Here is an 18033-nt window from a genome sequence, read left to right as displayed (position 1 = left end):
GTATGTAGGACAGACTCATGACGAAAGCGGAGGAATGGGAGGCGACGCTCGAGGACCTCGACCGTCGCCGTCAACATGCGCGCGGCATGGGCGGGCCGGAACGACTCGACAAGCACCGCGGCATGGGCAAGCTCGATGCCCGGGCGCGCATCGAGCGCCTGCTCGACCCCGGCACCTTCCGCGAACTCGGCACGCTGGTCGGCGGTGACGTTCCGGCCGACGCCATCGTGATCGGCTCTGGCTACATCAACGGGGTGCCGGCGATGGTCGGCGCCGAGGATTTCACGACGCTCGCTGGAAGCATCGGACCGGGCGGAAACTCCAAGCGGTACCGGATCGCCGAACTCGCACTGCGCGACCGGGTCCCGCTGGTGATGCTGCTCGACGGCGCCGGGTTCCGGCCCACCGGCGGGCACTATGGCCGCTCGCCCACCGACCTGCTGGCCCAGACGCAATGCTCGGGTCGGGTGCCGACGGTGGCCGCGGTGCTGGGGCCGTCGGCGGGGCACGGCGCCCTGGTGGCGCCGGTGTGCGACTTCCGGATCATGAGCAGGCAGGGCACCATCTTCACCGCCGGGCCACCGGTGGTCAAAGAGTCTACGGGCGAAGAGATTTCGAAAGAGGACCTCGGCGGGCCGGACGTGGCGCTGCCCAGCGGGGTGATCCACAACGTCGCCGAGGACGACGAGGCCGTGATCGACGAGATCCGCCGCTACCTGTCGTACTTTCCGCCGAGCGCCTGGTCGTACCCGCCCTCGTTATCCGAGGACGAGCGCGACGAGTCAGCGGGGCCGCGACCGACACCCGAATTGCTCGACATCGTTTCCCGCGACAACCGTCGCGTCTACGACATGCGTGCGGTGCTCGACGTGGTCTTCGACCGGCCCGACTGGTTCGAGGTGCAGCCCGCCTTCGGAAAGGCGATCATCTGCGCGCTGGCACACCTGGGCGGTCATCCCGTCGCCGTCGTCGCCAACCAACCACGCGTGCTGGCCGGGTCCATCGATGCCGACGCGGCGGACAAGGCGGCACATTTCATCATGGTGGCCGACTCCTTCCACCTGCCGATCATCTTCCTGGCCGACAACCCCGGCATGCTGCCCGGCAGCCGCTCGGAGCGTCAGGGCGTATTGCGCAGCGGCGCAAGGATGTTCGCCGCGCAGACCGCGGCGACGACGATCAAGCTGCACCTGACACTGCGTAAGGCCTACGGCTTCGGGTCGATGGTCATGTCGCTGCTCGGGTTCGACCACCAGGCGGCCACTTTCGCCTACCCGGGCGCCACGATGGGGGCCATGAGCGCCGCGGCGCTGAGCCGCGCCTCGAATGCCGACGAGGACCTGTCGACCAAGCTGCGCAACGCCGAACTGCAGGCCTCGTATCGGTCGGCCGCGAACATGGGCTTCGACGAACTCATCGATCCCCGGGAAACGCGCGACGCCCTGCTCGCCAGTTTGCAGCGCGCCCTTTACAGCCGGCAGGCCGCGCCGGAGCCGGTGACCCGCACCGTGATCCTGCCCTGACTTAGCCACCGCGAGCGTGCGTGTCGTGCCAGCGACACGCCGCGCATCCCGTACAACTGTGCACGCTCGCGGCCGGTAGTCAGGGCAATAGCCCGGCCTTTCTGGCCAATGTCTTGGGGGCGACGAGGCTGTAGGACGTGTGCACCCATTCCTCGATCTCGCGCCACCGTTCGGCACTGGCGCGGGCGCCGATGCGGATCGAGACCCACCCGTGTCGACCCAACCCGTAACCCGTCGGTTCGGCGTCGGGATCGGAGGCAACCACCGCAGCCGCTTCGGCTTGGGAAAGCTTCACCGAGATGCTCGATCCGTCATTGGCGGCGAAGACGAAGTTACGGCCGCGCACCCGAAACGTCGGCTGGCCTCCCCACGCCTCGATGTCGACCCGGGTCGCCTCGGGCAGTGGTGCGATGATTTTCTCCAGCCGTTGCAACCTGGACAAGGCCATGAGACTAGTCCCGCCGCGCCCGGTAGGCCTCGACGACGGGCTGCAGCTCGTCGGGGGTGGCACCGTGCATGATCAGCGCGTCGGCACCGTAGTCGAATTCGCGCCGAATCCGCTCGACACATTGCTGCGGCGAACCGGTGGCCGACGGTTCCAGCCATTCGTCGGGAATCAGCGTCGCGATGTGTTCGATCTGCTCGGGGGTGGCCTTGTGGTCGATTCCGCCCGCGATGGACGTCACCACCGGATCCGCCCGGAACCGTTGCAGCACAGCGGGATCCCAGCCGTTGGTCTGCACCAGCAAATCGCCGTAGCCCTGAAGATAGGTGGCCAGCCGGGCGACGGTCTTCTTCAGCCGCAACTGCTCGGGCAGGTGATCGCCAACGGTGGCGAAGCATGACCACACCCGCACGCTGTCCGGGTCGCGGCCGGCCTGCTCGGCGGCGGTCTTGACGGTGGCGACGCAGCGCTGGAGAGTCTCGGGGGTGAAGTAGGTGTGCAGAATGACGTCGTCGAAGGCGCGGCCGCCCAGTTTCAGCGAGTTGGGCCCAAAGGCCACCAGGGCCAAGCGAATATCCTCGTTGAAGTCGGGATCGAGAAACAGGATGGGGTACTTGCCCATCGGGCCATCGTGGTTGAAGATCACCTCGCCGCGCCACAGTCGGCGCATCACCTGGGCCCAATCCTCCATCTGCGCCGTCGTAACGGCGGGTATGCCAAACGCCGCGTAGATGGCCGCGATGCCGCGACCGATGCCCAGCGTGAAGCGTCCTCCCGACAACCTGTGCATGGTGGTCGCCCACGATGCCGTGATCAGCGGGTGCCTGGTGTTGTGATTCGTTGCGGCGGTGGCGATCTGCATCCGGCTGGTGACCGCGCAGGCCGCGCCGACGAGTGACGATGCCTCCTTGACGTTCCACCGCTCGGAGATGAACGCGGTGCCGAAACCCAACTCTTCGCCGCGGCGCGCCTCATCCATCAGCGTCGCCGGGCCCTCTCCCCCGGCACCCGCCAGGAGGTAGTAACCCAACTCATTCAGGGGGCTAGCGCCCGATTCCAAGCTCACTTCCAAACCCCTTGCTGGTAGCCGCAGTTCCACACCTCGGTGATCTTGCCGTCGACGACGTGGAACACCTCGATGCTGCCAATGTTGGTTTCGTTGCCGTCCTTCAGGGTCATGGCGGAGTCGTAGACGATGGCGACGTGCTCGCCGTCGTCACCGGCGACCACGACATTCAGGTCGAACCGCAGCTTGTCGAACAGTGCCCACATGTCCTCGACCCGTTTGACCGCCTGCTCCCGGGTCAGCGTGTGCGCCCCACCGACCTCGTGGCGGATCACCGTGTCGGCGAACAATTCCTCGGCGAGCGCGAGGTTGCGTTCATTCCACACCACCAGGTTGTACAACTCCACCACTTCGCGCGCCGTCCGCGCGGGCGCGGTCATGCGCGCGCATCCTGGGCGACCCCGCGCAGGAATCGCTCCGACACCCGCTGCACACGCCGCGAGAACACGTGTCCGACATGGCTGCCGTCATACCAGTACAGTTCGCCACCCCAACGTTCCTGCAACGCGAGCGCGGGCTCGCGCATTGCCATCCGGTCGTGCCACGCGCCGACGATGAGCCGGCGATGCCGGGGCGGATTGGGCACCACGGCCAACGGGTCGATCACCGAGGTCACCGCCGACACCTCCGGTGATCCCAGCAGCCGGCGAAGCTCGGTACGCGACGGCCCCGAGCGCCCGAGGTGGTGGGCGATCATCGAGTTGAGGCCGAGGATCGGCGTGTAAACCGCGACCCCATCGAGGTCGTCCTCCAGATGAGAGACCAGGGCGGCAACCGGGCTGCCCATCGAAATCCCGGCTACCACAACGGCGGTGGCTTGGCGGCGCAGCCACCGCACCACCGCGCGCACCTCCGACACCACCCGTATCATGCCCGCGACATTGCCCAGCGGATCCATGTCCGGATACTGCGGCCATTCGTGACGCCGGCTGCCGTGACCCGGTTGAATGGGCATCGCGACATTGAAGCCGAGTTTGCGGTGCACACGATCGATCCGGGACAGCAACAGGTCTTCCGCACGCCCTTGACCCGCCCCGTGTACCCACACCAGCCAGGGGCGCGGGCCGTCGGTATGCCGGCACAGATGCACCACCGCCGTTGCGGGGCCGCCAAAGCCCTCCGCCAGCAACGTGTTTGGCAACTCCGGCTCGTGCCGGAACGTCATTCGTTCATAGGCCAGACCGCCCACGCGGCGTCGCTTGATCGTGCGTATCAGCAGCGGTTCCGGGTCGGCGTGCGCTCCATCGACGCCCAGTGCGGACAGTTCCTCGGCCGCCGCGGCGCAGCCGTCCAGCGGCCGGATATCGCTGGGCAGATTCCCGCCCAGCAGCGAAAAGCCAGTCAGCACAAGCTCGTCCAGAAACACTTCGCCGAACTGGCGCACGCCGCTCCGCGAGGTCGGGACCCAGCCGGTCGACTGGTTGAGGCCCGATACCGTCCTCGGCAGCACTAGAGCCATTTCGCGGGCGATATCGCGGGCGCGCGTTGCCGTCGACATACCTACTCCCTACCTGAGTTTGAACCCGGTGTGACCCGCCGACCGCGATCTCGTCGCAGCGGCGGCGCCATTCCGCGGCCCCGCCAGCGCTTTGCCCCCGTTGTACCAGGGGCGGCAGCCCGGATGCACGCTCCGTCCGCTCCCGCTGCTACTCGAACGTCGAGCATTGCGTCCGGCCACCTCCTCGCCGCATGGTGCTGACCTGCTGAAAGCTATACTGTAACGAACTTAGTATCAGCCCAGCCGAGGAGCCGCCGTGAAAGTTCCGTTCACGTGGAAGGTCACCGGATGGTTCATGATCGGCTGGTCGCCCGAGTTCCCGGTCGGCGAGGTTCGGCCGCTGCACTACTTCGGCGAGGACCTGGTCGCCTACCGTGACGAGGGCGGCGAGTTGCATGTGCTCGAGGCGCACTGCAAACACCTCGGCGCGCACATCGGCCACGGCGGCAAGGTCGTCGGCGATTGCGTGCAGTGCCCGTTTCACGGCTGGCGCTGGGGACCGGACGGCACCAACCGCTACATCCCGTACCAGCCGGACCGCCCCAACCGCGCACTGACGCTGCGGGTGTACCCGGTCATGGAGCAGTACGACTGCGCGTTCGTTTGGCATCATCCCGACGGCAAGGAGCCGCAGTGGGAGATGCCGGACATCTTCCGAAAGTTTCCGCAGTTCGAAACCGACCCGGCGGCCTACTACCGGGCGTATCCGGAGTTCTCCCGGCGCGCCGAGCGCGAACCGGTGCATCCGCAGATCGTGGCGGAGAACGCCCCCGACAGCGCGCATTTCGAATACGTACACCACGCCACGGTGACGCCTCGGGTGCTGGACTGGCGGATCGTGGACCACGAATGGCAGTTCACCGCGGGCTGGCCGGACGCGCGCAGCGACAACCCCGACGATTTCGCGCTGAAGTTTCACAGCCACCTGTTCGGCCTCGGCGGCGCAATCAGTGTTTTCGAAGGCGCACAGAATCATCGGCTGATATTCACCTGCACACCGGTCGACGAGGAGTGCTCGGACCTGTTCTACTCCATCTGGTGGCCGCGAAACCCGGGCGATGACGCGCCCGTGCCTGAGGGGAAGCTCCGCGAGCTTGTCGAGAAGCAGTTCCTGTCAACCGTGTTCGACGATCTGCAGATTTGGCGCTACCAGGTATACGTCGAGCACCCACCGCTGTCCAAGGTCGACGCGAAAGGGTATATGGCACTCCGTAAATGGGCCACTCAGTTCTACGACGTGCCACCACGCGAACCCGCGAAGGCGCCAGCATGACCGACACCGCTTCCGGGACGCACGGCGGCTTTCCCGACATCAAACCCGTCGACAAACCACACCCCGAATTGGGGGAGTTCGTGGCCGCGCTGCGCCGGTTACAGGATCTCGCCGTGTCGACAAATCCCGATCCGGCGCTGTGGGTCAGTGCGGCCCGCCTTGTCAAGGACGCCTGTGCGCTGATCGAATGCCACCAGGCGCCGGAGACCGAGGCGCCCGGCGGCCGGGTGTTGGACCTGCCCGGGCTGGGCCACCCGCTGCTGCCGCCCTGGATGATCACGGAGTCCGGGCCCGACGGCGTGACCATGGAGGGACACTTCAGCAGGTCGCACGTGGGCGGAAACAACGCCGTGCATGGCGGCATGATCCCGTTGTTCTACGACTGGCTCTTCGGCATGGTGGTTTCCACCGCCGAGATTCACCCCATCCGGACGGGCTATCTGCACGTTGACTACCGGGCCATCACCCCGATCGACGAGCCGCTCGTCGCGCATGGGCGCATCAGCCACGAGGAGGGCCGTAAGGTCTTCATCGCGGCGACCATGACCAGCGCCGACGGCACCCTGCTCACCGAAGCCAACGGCCTGATGGTTCGCCTACTCCCCCACCAACCCTGACCGCGCGAGCAGACGCAAAATTGTGCTGTGCGAGCCTCATGAGTACGAGTTTGTGTCTACTGCTCGCGGAGAGGATTGACCTTGGTCACCACGGAATTCACGGTTCCTGAAGTAGCGGCGGCGGTGGCGGCCGCCATACCCGACCGAGAACTGGTCATTCAGGGCGACCGGCGCTACACCTACGCGCAGATCGTCGAGCGATCACGACAGCTCGCCGCATACCTGCGCGCGCAGGGGCTGGGTTGTCATACCGAGCGGTCCGAACTCGCCGGCCACGAGGTGGGACAGGACCTGCTTGGCCTGTACGCCTACAACGGAAACGAGTTCGTCGAGGCGTTGCTCGGCAGCTTCACCGCCCGGGTCGCTCCGTTCAATGTCAACTTCCGCTACGTGAAGAATGAGCTGCAATACCTGCTGTCCGATGCGGGTGCGATCGCGCTGCTGTACCACTCGGTATTCGCACCGCGCGTGGCCGAGGTCCTCCCGGATCTGCCGAACCTGCGGGTGCTGATCCAGATCGCCGACGACTCGGGCAACGAATTGCTCGACGGCGCAGTGGATTACGAGGAAGCCCTGGCGTTGGGCGCGCAACTTGCCGCCGAGCAGCCCCCGGTGCGGCACTCGCCCGACGACCTCTACGTCCTCTACACCGGCGGCACGACGGGGATGCCGAAGGGTGTGCTGTGGCGCCAGCACGACATCTTCATGACGTCGTTCGGTGGCCGCGACCTGGTCGGCGGGCAGTTCGTGACCTCGATCGACGAGATCGTGACGCGGGTGGGCGCGAATCCGGGCACCAAGCTGATGATCTTGCCGCCGCTGATCCACGGCGCCGCGCAGTGGAGCGTGATGACCGCGATGAACACCGGCCAGACCATCGTATTCCCCTCCGTCGTAGACCATTTGGACGCCGAGGAGGTCGTGCGCACCATCGAGCGGGAGCGGGTGATGGTGGTGACGGTGGTGGGCGACGCGATAGCCAGGCCATTGGTGGCCGCGATCGAGAAGGGCATTGCGGACGTGTCGTCGTTGGCGGTGATTGCCAACGGCGGCGCGCTGTTGACCCCGTATGTCAAGCAGCGCCTGATCGAAGCCCTGCCCAACGCCATGGTCATCGATGGCGTCGGGTCCTCGGAGACCGGCGCCCAGATGCACCATCTGTCCACCTCCGGGGCGGTGTCGACGGGCACGTTCAACGCCGGGCCGGACACCTTCGTCGCCGCCGAGGACCTGACGTCCATCCTGCCGCCCGGTCACGACGGGAACGGCTGGCTGGCCCAACGTGGCTATGTTCCCCTCGGCTACAAGGGCGACGCCGCCAAGACCGCCGCGACGTTCCCGGTCATCGACGGCGTTCGGTACGCGGTGCCCGGCGACCGGGCCCGCCACTTCGCCGACGGACGCATCGAACTGCTCGGCCGCGACTCGGTCACGATCAACTCCGGTGGCGAGAAGATCTTCGCCGAGGAGGTCGAAACGGCCATCGCGTCGCATCCCGCGGTGGCCGACGTGGTGGTGTCCGGACGCCCGAGCGAACGCTGGGGCCAGGAAGTCGTCGCGATCGTCGCCCTCGCGGAGGGAGCCACCGCCGAAGCCGACGAGTTGGTCGCGCACGCCGGAAAGTCGTTGGCGCGCTACAAACTTCCCAAAGCCATCGTGTTCCGCCCGGTCCTGCAACGCAGCCCTTCGGGCAAGGCCGACTACCGGTGGGCGCGGGAACAGGCGCTTCAAGGGTGACTGTTTAACGGGCGGGCAGCACGATCCCGGTTGCCGGACCGAGAGCGATGTGCTGCCCAGCGGAGCCGTAGATGCCGTATATCGGGTTGGTCGGGCCGCCCCCGGCGTAGAAGTCGTTGATCCAACCCGTGGCCAGGATGTATATGGCTGCGGTGGCGCCGGGCGGAGAGAATCCGGTAATCAGCTGACTGACGAAGTCGATGACGGGCTTGGCGCCCAGCATCGGATCGATATGTGAGCCGCCGACGATCTCGACACCCACGAACTGGCCCGGGTACATGCTGACCAAGTAATTCGTGGGGATGCCGAAACCGTTGAAAAGTTGGGGCGGCGCGGTCACCGTGTACAGCGGGATGCCCGCCGCCTGCAGGTTGGTTACCGAAGCCGCGAAGTGGAGGAAATTGATGTCGCCCCCGTCGAACAGCACGACACCGAGCAGGTTGTTTGCGGCGAGGTTTGAGCCGATCGCCGCGACGTAATCGCCCGCGGCGGTTACTGCGACCCCACCGCCGGCCGAGTGTCCGGTCAAGACGAATTTCTCTGGCAGCGTGCCCTGGTAACCGGCCGCCTGCGCACTGATGTTCAGTGCCGTTTGATCACCAAGGAACAACGAGGCCACGCCCTGGTGCAACTCCCCGCTGAAGATCCCGGGACCGAACGGCAACGGAAGCGACGGCACCGTGGGAGTGACGACGACGCTGTTGGTTTGCTGGGCAAGCTCGATGGCCAGCGGCTGGTAAAACCAGCCGATCGCCGAGAAGCCGTGCGCCAGATAGACGGTGCCGTTGGCGTTGACTGCGCCGTCCGCCTGCGTCGGGAAGTACCAGAAAGCGGGAGCGGGCCACTCGTACCCATACGGAATGCCGAGAACCGAACCGCCAATGGGGATGCGCAGGAACGAGAACCCGATCTCGACCCCGGTCACTCCGTCGATCCCCGCGACCGCCACGGTGGACGGGAAATGCAGCACCCCACCGAGGCCGACGGCATTGGTGGCCGAGTTCAGCACCGCTCCGAGCGATGCGCGGGCAAGCGAAATCGACTGCAGCGGAACCATATTCGCTGCCTCAGCGAAAGCATACGCGGCGCCGGACGCACTCAACAATCGCTCAAACCCATTTTGCAACAACATTATTCGCGCTGTCAGCGCTTGAAACTCCTGGGCATGGCTGCCGAAAAGCTGCGCAACAGCCAGCGATACCTCATCCGCGGCCGCGGCGGCAATCCCCTCCGTCGAGGGCGCAGCGGCGATGGCCGCTTCCTTGACCGCGTCTCCAATTAGGGCCAGGTGCCCCGACGCCGCGGCCAGCGCCTCAGGAGCCGTGACCAGATACGACACGGCTAGCCTCCCAGCACGATTCCGGTAGCCGGCCCCAGGATTATCTGCTGGCCGCCAGGCGGTACGTACGGGGTGCCGGGTCCGCCGGGTCCGTAGATTCCGTATATCGGGGCGGCGGGGGTTCCGCCGTGGTAGAGGTCGTTGATCCAGCCCGTGGACAGGGTGTAAACGGCCGCGGTGGCGCCGGGTGGCGAGAACCCGGTGAGCAACTGGGCCGCAAAGTCGACGAGCGGGTTGCCGCCCAGCATCGAGTCGACGTGCGAGCCGCCGACGATCTCGACGCCGGTGAACTGGTTCGGGTAGAGACTGACCAACTGCTTCGTGGTCGCCCCGAACGCGTTCCATGGTTGGGGCGGTGCCACCACCGCGTAGACGGGAATGTTCGCGGATTGCAGGTTGGCTATCGCGGCACCGAAGGCCGTCGAATTGCTCGCGACCCCGTCGAACATCACCACCCCGTGCAGGTTGCCGGGGGTACCGCCGAGGGTCAGGTAATTGCTGGCGGCCAGCGTGGCGAGGTTCCCGCCGGCGGAATGTCCGGTCAGCACGAAGTCCTGCGGGAGCGTGCCGTGGTAGCCGGCCCAATGCGCGGCGGCATTCAGCGCCGGTTGCCCGCCGAGGAACAGCGAACCCACGCCGTGCTGCATCTCCGGGGTGCCCAACCCCAGGCCGAACGGCAACGGAATGGACGGAATGGTGGGAGTCACCACGACGCTGTTGGTCTGCCCGGCCAACTCGATGGCCAGCGGCTGGTAGAACCAGCCGATCGCGGCGAAACCATGCTGCAGATAGGTGATGCCGACGGCGTTCACCGCCCCGCCCGCCTGCGTCGGGAAGTACCAGAAAGCGGGAGCCGGCCACTCGTACCCGTAGGGAATCCCCAGGAAGGAACCCGTCACCGGAATGCGCAGGAACGAGAACCCGACCTCGACCCCGGTCACTCCGTCGATGCCCGCGACGGCCACGGTGGAGGGGAAATGCAGCAAGCCGCCTAGGCCGACGGAGTTGGTGGCGAAGTTGAGCAACGCGCCCACCGTTGCAACGTTGGGGCCCACCGTCCCGCCGAACAGCGGTTGCAGCAGCGCCCCCAATGGCCCCACGTTCGCGGCCTCGGCGGTCGCATACGCGGCCGCGGTGGTGCTCAAGTCGCGCACAAATCGGGCGTGAAACAGCATCGCCTGCGAGGTCAATGTCTGAAACTGTTGGGCGTAACCACCGAAGAACTTCGCAATGGCCGCCGACACCTCGTCGGCCGCCGCCGCGACGATGTCGGTCGTCGTGGGCGCCGCCGCGGCCGCGGCCGCCTCAATCGCCTCCGCTAGCCCGGCCAGGTTCTGCGACGCCGCGGTCAGCGCTTCGGGCGCAGCAATCACATACGACATGGACGCTCCCTCCTAGCAGATACTAGGCAGGTCAGACTCGGCTTGACTGGCTTTTGAACATTGACTCTGCGCTGACGGCGCGGTCTACCCGCACTTTTCCGCCCAAGGCGCAGAGTCAACGACTGTGTAATCGTGCTCTCGCGACGTAGTTTTCGGCGGCTCGTCGGATGAAGTCCTCGGTGGGCTTCGGGTGCCAGCCCAATTCGCGGGTGGCCTTGGCGTGGCTGGCCGGCGACGTCATCTCCACCAATTTCGCGCTTTGCCTGCTCATCGGCAGAATACGGCCGGTCAGCGCGCTGATGGCATCGGCGATGCGACCCGATATGTGCATCGCGGCCATGGGCAGGCCGAAGCGCGGTGGTCGGGCACCGCCACCCTGTGCGGCAATGGTGGCCATTTCCCGGTGGGTCATGTACCGCTCGGAGATGATGTAGCGGTGGCCTACGCGTCCGCGTTCGGCCGCCAGTACCAGCGCCTCGGCGACGTCGTCGATGCCGACGACCTCTGACCCCGCGCCGCGGATGTAGAACGGCAGCTTGCCCAGCGCGGCGTATTGAACGATCATCCCCTGCCGGGGCTGCCAATCCGGCGGTCCGTAAGGATTCGACACGTTGGTTATCACGGCGGGCAGTCCGCGCTCGGCGGCGTAGGACAGCACCAATTGCTCAGCCTGGCGTCGCGATTCGATGTAGCTGCCGCACTGGTCCGCCCAGTTGAAAGGTGTGTCCTCGTCGACGGTTTCGCCGTTGAGGCCGACCGCGATGGTGCCGATGGTGCTCATGAACACGAAGCGTCGCAGGTTGGCGTTCACGGCCACGTCGAGCACATTGCCGAGGCCCTCGACATTCGTCCTGAACAGCGGAGTGGGATCACGCAATTCCGCCCTGGGGTCCACCACGCAGTAGTAGACGACGTCACGGTCGGACATTGCTGCGGTGACGCTTTCGGTGTCGAAGATGTTCCCATAGACTCGCTCGACATCGAATCCGTCAATACCCAGAGTGGAACTGGACTTTCGCAACATCACCCGAACATCGGCGCCGGCGCGCACCAGGTGGCGAACGACGGAGGATCCCACATTGCCGCTCGCACCCATGACCAACGCGCGCTGGCCGGCGCCAGCCACGTGAGCTTCTTCTACGCCCGTCATTGACGCTCCACAACGCCGAGTGCGGCTTGAGCGCGTTCTTCGTAGAACCGTCGCGCCGTGTGGTCGATGTCATCGAGAAACAGCTTGTCTGCGCCGATTCTCTTGTTGAACCAGCGCCTACCGCGCGCCCCCAACATCGACACCAGCGGCCCGACGAGACGGGTGGGTTGCGGCAACGCCACGTAGGTGCGCGGCTTATCGAGCGCGCCGACGACCGCCGCGGCTACCACCTCGGGCTGGACCGGTTTGCCCACGCCGGACGACTTCGTCCCCGCAATCAGGTCGGTCTGGGTGAAGGGCGGCAGCACCACGCTGACTTCGACTCCCCGCGAAGCGAATTCGTCGGCCATCGCCACGCTGAGTCCGACGACACCGTACTTGGTGGCGGCATAGACGACCTGTCCGGGTATCGCCATCACACCCGCCATGGAGGCGATGTTGATGATGTGGCCGCTACGTCGAGCAACCATTTCTGGCAGTACCAACTGACAGCCGTTGAGCACGCCGTAGAGGTTCACCTCGAGGGCGGAGCGAATCGCCTGCTGCGACTGGTCGGTGAACGAGCCCACGGGCATCACGCCGGCGTTGTTGATCAGCACGTCGATGCGTCCCCTGCCGTCGGCCCGGGCGGCGTCTAAGAACTCGGCGAACGACCGGCGGTCGGCGACGTCGACCAGGTGACCGGAAATCGAACCGGCAGTGGCCAATTCGGCTACAGCGGTGTCCAGGGCGGCCCGGTCCCGGTCCCCGATGACGATGCGTGCACCCCGGCCTCGCAGGGCGGCTGCGGTCGCGAAGCCGATGCCTCGGGCGCCGCCGGTGACGACGATGGTCCTGCCGATGACCTTATCCTTGTGGTCCATGTGGCACCTCTCCCCCGCGCAACTCGTCGAGGATGGTCGCCACCGTCGACGCGGGCAAATCTCTTGGAAGGGCCGGCAACACGCGGTCCACCGCGCCGTCGCACCTGGTGCGCAGCGCGTCGGCGATCTGGCCAAGGGGAGCGACGACGGCGAAGGTCGCCAGCACCTCGTCATCGATCAACGCGCCCATGGCATCCCACTCACCTTGCCGGGACAGCCGGTGTAACTCCGTGTGCAGGTCGGCCCAGCCGTGCAGGTCCAGCACGTTGCGGTAGGCCGGTGTCGACGCGTAGAAGGCGATCTGTTTCTTTGTGGCCGCCGCGGCGGCGGCCAACTCGGCGTCAGTGCGGCCGGTCACCACAAACACCGCGCACGTCACCGCGACGTCGGCACGCTCGCGGCCGGCGTGCCGTATCCCGTCCAGCAATGCCGGCAGGGTCACCTCGTCCAGGTAGCGCCGGGTGGTGAACGCGTGTGCGATGACCCCGTCGGCTACCTGGCCGCACATCCGCGTCATCGCCGGTCCGACGGCTGCTACGAAAACCTTTGGTAGTGGCCCGGATAGCGGCTCGGGTGTGAACATCGGCGTCATGAGCTTGTGCGTGTAGAAATCGCCATCGAAGCTCAGCCGGACGCCGTTCTGCCAGCACTCCCAAATTGCCCGCAGCGCCAGGACGTATTCGCGCATCCTTGCCACCGGCCGGCTCCACGGCATGCTGAACCGCTTCTCGACGTGCGCACGCACCTGGGTGCCCAACCCAAGGATGAAGCGGCCGCCCGAATAGGACTGCAGATCCCACGCGACGTTGGCAACGGTCATGGGACTGCGTGCGAAGGCCACCGCAATGCTGGTACCCAACTCGATCGTTGAGGTGTGCTCGGCGGCCAACAGCATTGGCAGAAAGGGATCGTGGTTGATCTCGCCGGTCCAGCAGCCGTCGTAGCCGAGCCGTTCGACTTCGGCGGCGACGGCCGGTACCCGTCGGAGGTCCAGGGGAATACCCCCATCGACCTTGATTCCGGCATTGGGCGGGGCAATCATCACCAGAGCGGCACAGTTGTTCGCCGGTGACGCCGGTCACACCTGCCGCCCATGGACATGGAGGCTACTGTAACCAATTCGGTAGGGTCAACCGGGGCCGGTTGACCCGGGCGAGCGGTAGCAGCGAACGGAGGCTGAGTGATGAGCGATCTGCGTCAGGCCCTGCTGGGCGGTTGGTGGCTGGAGTCGTTCGTCACCCGGAATGAAGAGACCGGTGAACAGAGGAACACGTTCGGCGAGCACCCGAGGGGCCTGATTCTCTACACCGCTGACGGTCACATGTCCGCGCAATTGACCCCTGGCCCGGGCGCCGAATACATCTCCTACGGTGGCCGCTTCGATGTCGACGAGTCAGCCGGGACGGTACGCCACGATGTGGCGATAGCGACAATGCCGGAGTTGTTGCAGCAGCCGCTGTTTCGGCGCGCTCGGATCGACGGCGACCGGCTGACACTCTCGGCGAGCACGACCTCCGCGTCGGGCACGCGGCTGCACAGCACGCTGGTCTGGCGCCGCCGGACCGACCGCTAGGGCAGTACCCGTACCGGCACGTTGCTCCAACCCGCGACGTTCTGCATGTTGACTCGTCTGCAGCCGGCCCAATCGACCTCGTAGCGGGGCATGAAGTCGAGCATCCTGTCCAGTGCGATGGAGCTCTCCAGGCGCGCCAGCGCCGCCCCCAGACAACTGTGGATGCCGTAGCCAAGACCCAGATTCTGCGCTTGGGTGCGGTCGCGTTCGATGTCGAACGCGTCCGGGTCGGTCCACGCCCGTTCATCCCGGTTGGCCGAACCCCCGACCAAGAACACGGGTTTGCCCGCCGGGATCGTCACACCGTGCAGCGTTACGTCGCGGGTCGAGCGCCGCACGTTGTACTGTGCGGGCGCCTCGTAACGTAACAGTTCCTCCACGGCCAGCGGGATCTTGGCGCGGTCGTCCAGCAGCTTCTGCCACTGGTCGGGGTTCCTGGCGAACACCACCGCGGCGTTTCCGAGCAGCTTGGTGACGGTCTCTGCACCCGCACCGCCCAACAGCGTTGCGAACTCAGTGATTTCGATGTTGCTGAGCGGTGTCATCTCGCCGTCGTCTCGCTCGATCTCGGACTGGATGAGCCTGCTCAACAAGTCGTCGCCCAAGTTCTCGCGGCGCTGCTTGGTGAGACGGAAGTAGTAGACGGCCATGTCGACGGCGGACTTCAGGCCGGCCTCGCTCATCTCGACCTCGCCGGCGTCGCGGTGCAGTAGGTCGTCGATCCACAGCCGGATCTGCTGGCGGTCCTGCTCGGGCACCCCCTGCAGGGTGGTCATCACGTCGACGGGGAAAAGCGCCGAGAAGTCTTGGACGAAGTCGAAGCCGTCCGGGTTAGCAGCAGCGAGGAACTTGTCCACCGATTCCGTCACCAGCGGACGCAACGCCTGGATGGCGCGCGGCGTGAACACCTTGTTCAGCAATCCGCGCATGCGGCGATGTGCGGGCGGATCCATGGCGATGATCGAACCGTGCTCGGTGACATGGCCTTTGCGCACCTGAGCGAGATCCACCCCGTAGGCCGACGAGTAGGTCTCGTAGTCCTTGAACGCCCCCGCCACATCCTCGTGGCGGGTCAAAGCGTAGAAGTCGTACTCCTGGCTGTAATAGACCGGCGCCTCCGTCCGCATGCGCCGGTAGGTCTCGTACGGATCGTTGAAGAACTCGTCGGAGAACGGGTCGAAAATCACTGTGGCAGTGGTCATGACGCCGCCCCTCTGGAGATCATGTCGCCGCTGGGCCCGGCCACGCGACACCCATTCGGCACGATCAACGGTAATGGTTACAGTATTATAGACATTCATCTTTGCGGGCACAGTGGGAGGCGCAGCGTGAATGAAGTAGCCGTCATCGGCGTAGGCCTCCACCCCTTCGGGCGATTCGAGGGGAAAACCGCCATGCAAATGGCCGTCGAGGCGATCTTCGCCGCGGTGGCCGACGCCGGTGTGCAATGGTCCGACATTCAGGCGGCCACCGGCGGCAGTTGGACCGTCGCCAACCCGGACGCCATCGTCGCAATGGTGGGACTGACCGGCATACCCTTCACCAACGTCTTCAACGCCTGCGCCACGGCGGCCAGCGCCGTCAAGGCGTGCGCCGACGGAATTCGACTGGGCGACTACGACATCGGCATCGCCGTCGGCTTGGACAAACATCCGCGGGGTGCGTTCACCGAGGATCCCGCCCTGGTCGGGATGCCGCGCTGGTACGCCGAGAACGGCCAGTACCTCACCACCCAGTTCTTTGGCATGAAGGCCAATCGCTACCTGCACGACCACGGCATCTCCCAGCGGACGCTGGCCAAGGTGGCGGCCAAGAACTTCCGCAACGGGGCGTTGAATCCGAATGCGTTCCGGCGCAAGCCGATACCCGAGGACGACATCCTCAACTCGGCGATGCTGAACTATCCGCTCACCCAGTACATGTTTTGTGCCCCGGATGAGGGTGCGGCGGCAGCGGTGCTGTGCCGGGCCGACATCGCCCATCGCTACACCGACAAGCCCGTGTACCTGAAGGCGATCGAACTGCGCACCCGCAAGTACGGCGCGTATGAAGTGAACACCACCTTCGCCCCGGTCGAGGAGGACGTCTCCCCCACCGTCTACGCCGCCCGGGCCGCATTCGAAAACGCCGGTGTCAGCCCGGACGACGTCGACGTGATCCAACTGCAGGACACCGATGCGGGCGCCGAAATCATCCACATGGCAGAGTGCGGCTTCTGCGGCGACGGAGACCAGGAAAAGCTGTTGGCCGACGGCGCCACCGAGATCGGCGGTGCGATGCCGATCAACACCGACGGCGGACTGATCGCCAATGGCGAGCCCATCGGAGCGTCCGGTCTGCGCCAGATTCACGAGATCGTCAGGCAGTTGCGTGGCCAAGCCGGCGATCGCCAGGTTCCAGGCGAACCGAAGGTGGGCTTCACCCAGCTTTACGGGGCGCCCGGTACGTCGGCCGCAACGATTCTCACCACCTGAAAATCCCGATCACCGAGCAGACATCAGCGCGCCCAATAGTTACTGTTTAACCGGGGATTTTGCGTCTGCTTGCGAAGAAATGGGCGGCGCCGGTCTACGATTTTTTCTGCCGGGATACCTGGACGCAGGAGAACAGCGATGAGCGACGGCACGGTACCAACGGTCGGCAACCGCTTCGGGCCCTACGTGCTTAAGCGCATTCTCGGCAGCGGCGGTATGGGCACGGTCTACGAAGCCGAAGACACCGTCATGGACCGGACAGTCGCCCTCAAGCTCATCTCAGGTGACTACGCCCAGAACGAGGACTACCGTCGGCGGCTGCAGCGCGAAGCGCGCATCGCGGGACGACTGCAGGATCCACATGTCGTGCCGATTCACGCCACCGGCGAAATCGACGGGCACCTTTACGTCGATATGCGGCTGATCAATGGCGTCGACTTGGACACGATGCTGCGGAACGGTCCGCTGCCGCCGGCCAAGGCGGTGTCCGTCGTGCGTCAGATCGCCTCGGCGCTGGATGCCGCACACAACGCCGGAGTACTGCATCGGGACGTCAAGCCCGCCAACATCTTGATCACGGCGGATGATTTCGCCTATCTGGTGGATTTCGGAATCGCCAACGCCGCGACCGAGCAGCGGGTGACTCAGCTGGGTGACGTGCTGGGCACCTGGGCGTACATGGCTCCGGAACGGTTCAGGGGTGACGCGGCCCAGGTGACCGCCAGGGCCGACACCTACGCCCTGGCGTGCGTGCTGTTCGAAGCCATCTCCGGGGCACCGCCGTTCTCCGGCGACACCGCTAGCCTGGTCGGCGCCCACCTGTCCGAGCCCGTGCCTCGGGTCAGTGCGCGATTGGGGCTTCCGCCGGCTTTGGACGACGTGATCGCCCGCGGCATGGCGAAACGACCGGAAGATCGATACGCGACGAGCGGTGACTTCGCCCGGGCGGCGGAGCAGGCACTGGCAACCCTGGGCGGTAGAACGGACACCTTCACCGTTCCGGCCGCTACGGTTCCCAGCGCGACGCCCACCCCCGCGGCGCCGGCCCCACCGAGTTTCCCCGGTTAAACAGTAACTATTGGGCGCGCTGATG

The 18033-nt window shown here is 65.9% G+C and carries 16 protein-coding genes and 1 pseudogene; 7 read left to right on the top strand and 10 right to left on the bottom strand.

The features are described from left to right. The first annotated feature begins 17 nt into the window (after positions 1-17). Positions 18-1523 (top strand): acyl-CoA carboxylase subunit beta, encoded by a 1506-nt coding sequence (locus BST27_RS16355; protein WP_069417269.1) that lies wholly within the window; start codon positions 18-20, stop codon positions 1521-1523. A gap of 79 nt (positions 1524-1602) precedes the next feature. On the opposite strand, the gene BST27_RS16350 is transcribed toward BST27_RS16355, so the two are convergent. Genes BST27_RS16350 through BST27_RS16335 form a run of 4 tightly spaced genes read right to left on the bottom strand, consistent with a single transcriptional unit; the run spans position 1603 to position 4532 of the window. Next, positions 1603-1965, bottom strand: coding sequence for an MmcQ/YjbR family DNA-binding protein (locus BST27_RS16350; RefSeq protein ID WP_232007123.1), 363 nt, complete (start codon positions 1963-1965; stop codon positions 1603-1605). A 10-nt stretch (positions 1966-1975) separates the two neighbouring features. Beyond that, positions 1976-3067 (bottom strand): TIGR03857 family LLM class F420-dependent oxidoreductase, encoded by a 1092-nt coding sequence (locus BST27_RS16345; RefSeq protein WP_069417267.1) that lies wholly within the window; start codon positions 3065-3067, stop codon positions 1976-1978. After that, positions 3031-3414 carry a nuclear transport factor 2 family protein gene (locus tag BST27_RS16340; RefSeq protein WP_069417266.1) on the bottom strand — a complete coding sequence of 128 codons (384 nt, stop codon included), beginning with the start codon at positions 3412-3414 and terminating at the stop codon, positions 3031-3033. The genes BST27_RS16345 and BST27_RS16340 overlap by 37 nt, the downstream gene beginning before the upstream one ends. After that, on the bottom strand, positions 3411-4532 hold the full coding sequence (locus BST27_RS16335) for a PHB depolymerase family esterase (protein WP_069417265.1): 1122 nt from the start codon (positions 4530-4532) through the stop codon (positions 3411-3413). Before BST27_RS16335 ends, BST27_RS16340 begins: the two co-directional genes overlap by 4 nt. Before the next feature lie 256 nt (positions 4533-4788). Here BST27_RS16335 and BST27_RS16330 point away from each other — a divergent pair, with 256 nt between their 5' ends. From BST27_RS16330 to BST27_RS16320, 3 genes are all read left to right on the top strand, one after another. Further along, positions 4789-5805: a Rieske 2Fe-2S domain-containing protein gene (locus tag BST27_RS16330; protein WP_069417264.1), complete on the top strand. Its 1017-nt coding sequence runs from the start codon at positions 4789-4791 to the stop codon at positions 5803-5805. Further along, a complete protein-coding gene (locus tag BST27_RS16325) occupies positions 5802-6422 on the top strand; it encodes a PaaI family thioesterase (protein ID WP_069417263.1) in 621 nt (206 codons plus the stop codon). The genes BST27_RS16330 and BST27_RS16325 overlap by 4 nt, the downstream gene beginning before the upstream one ends. 81 nt (positions 6423-6503) lie before the next feature. Next, complete coding sequence (locus BST27_RS16320) at positions 6504-8159, top strand: acyl-CoA synthetase (protein ID WP_372515508.1); 1656 nt, start codon at positions 6504-6506, stop codon at positions 8157-8159. Positions 8160-8163: 4 nt separating this feature from the next. Here the strand turns inward: BST27_RS16320 and BST27_RS16315 are convergent, their stop codons facing one another. From BST27_RS16315 to BST27_RS16295, 5 genes are all read right to left on the bottom strand, one after another. Further along, positions 8164-9498: a PE family protein gene (locus BST27_RS16315; RefSeq protein ID WP_069417261.1), complete on the bottom strand. Its 1335-nt coding sequence runs from the start codon at positions 9496-9498 to the stop codon at positions 8164-8166. Positions 9499-9500: 2 nt separating this feature from the next. Further along, a complete protein-coding gene (locus BST27_RS16310; protein ID WP_069417260.1) occupies positions 9501-10880 on the bottom strand; it encodes a PE family protein in 1380 nt (459 codons plus the stop codon). 115 nt (positions 10881-10995) lie between these two features. Next, on the bottom strand, positions 10996-12030 hold the full coding sequence (locus BST27_RS16305) for an NAD-dependent epimerase/dehydratase family protein (protein WP_069417259.1): 1035 nt from the start codon (positions 12028-12030) through the stop codon (positions 10996-10998). Beyond that, positions 12027-12893, bottom strand: coding sequence for an SDR family oxidoreductase (locus BST27_RS16300; RefSeq protein ID WP_069417258.1), 867 nt, complete (start codon positions 12891-12893; stop codon positions 12027-12029). Before BST27_RS16300 ends, BST27_RS16305 begins: the two co-directional genes overlap by 4 nt. Continuing rightward, positions 12877-13935: an LLM class F420-dependent oxidoreductase gene (locus BST27_RS16295; RefSeq protein WP_069417435.1), complete on the bottom strand. Its 1059-nt coding sequence runs from the start codon at positions 13933-13935 to the stop codon at positions 12877-12879. The genes BST27_RS16300 and BST27_RS16295 overlap by 17 nt, the downstream gene beginning before the upstream one ends. Positions 13936-14076: 141 nt before the next feature. Here BST27_RS16295 and BST27_RS16290 point away from each other — a divergent pair, with 141 nt between their 5' ends. Beyond that, entirely contained in the window at positions 14077-14466 is a 390-nt protein-coding gene (locus BST27_RS16290) for a lipocalin-like domain-containing protein (protein WP_069417434.1), read from the top strand. Here the strand turns inward: BST27_RS16290 and BST27_RS16285 are convergent. Continuing rightward, positions 14463-15668 (bottom strand): cytochrome P450, encoded by a 1206-nt coding sequence (locus tag BST27_RS16285; RefSeq protein WP_069417257.1) that lies wholly within the window; start codon positions 15666-15668, stop codon positions 14463-14465. The two genes, BST27_RS16290 and BST27_RS16285, sit on opposite strands and share 4 nt — an antisense overlap. Before the next feature lie 126 nt (positions 15669-15794). On the opposite strand from BST27_RS16285, the gene BST27_RS16280 reads away from it, so the two are divergent. Beyond that, positions 15795-16940 carry a thiolase family protein gene (locus BST27_RS16280; protein ID WP_069417256.1) on the top strand — a complete coding sequence of 382 codons (1146 nt, stop codon included), beginning with the start codon at positions 15795-15797 and terminating at the stop codon, positions 16938-16940. A 138-nt stretch (positions 16941-17078) separates the two neighbouring features. Continuing rightward, a pseudogene (locus tag BST27_RS16275) lies at positions 17079-18002 on the top strand (serine/threonine-protein kinase); the annotation flags it as partial. Positions 18003-18033: the final 31 nt, after the last annotated feature.

Source organism: Mycobacterium intermedium (assembly GCF_002086275.1).
Taxonomy (GTDB): Bacteria; Actinomycetota; Actinomycetes; order Mycobacteriales; family Mycobacteriaceae; genus Mycobacterium; species Mycobacterium intermedium.
The sequence above is the reverse complement of the archived record's forward strand: the minus strand, read 5'-3'. Positions and strand labels throughout refer to the sequence as shown.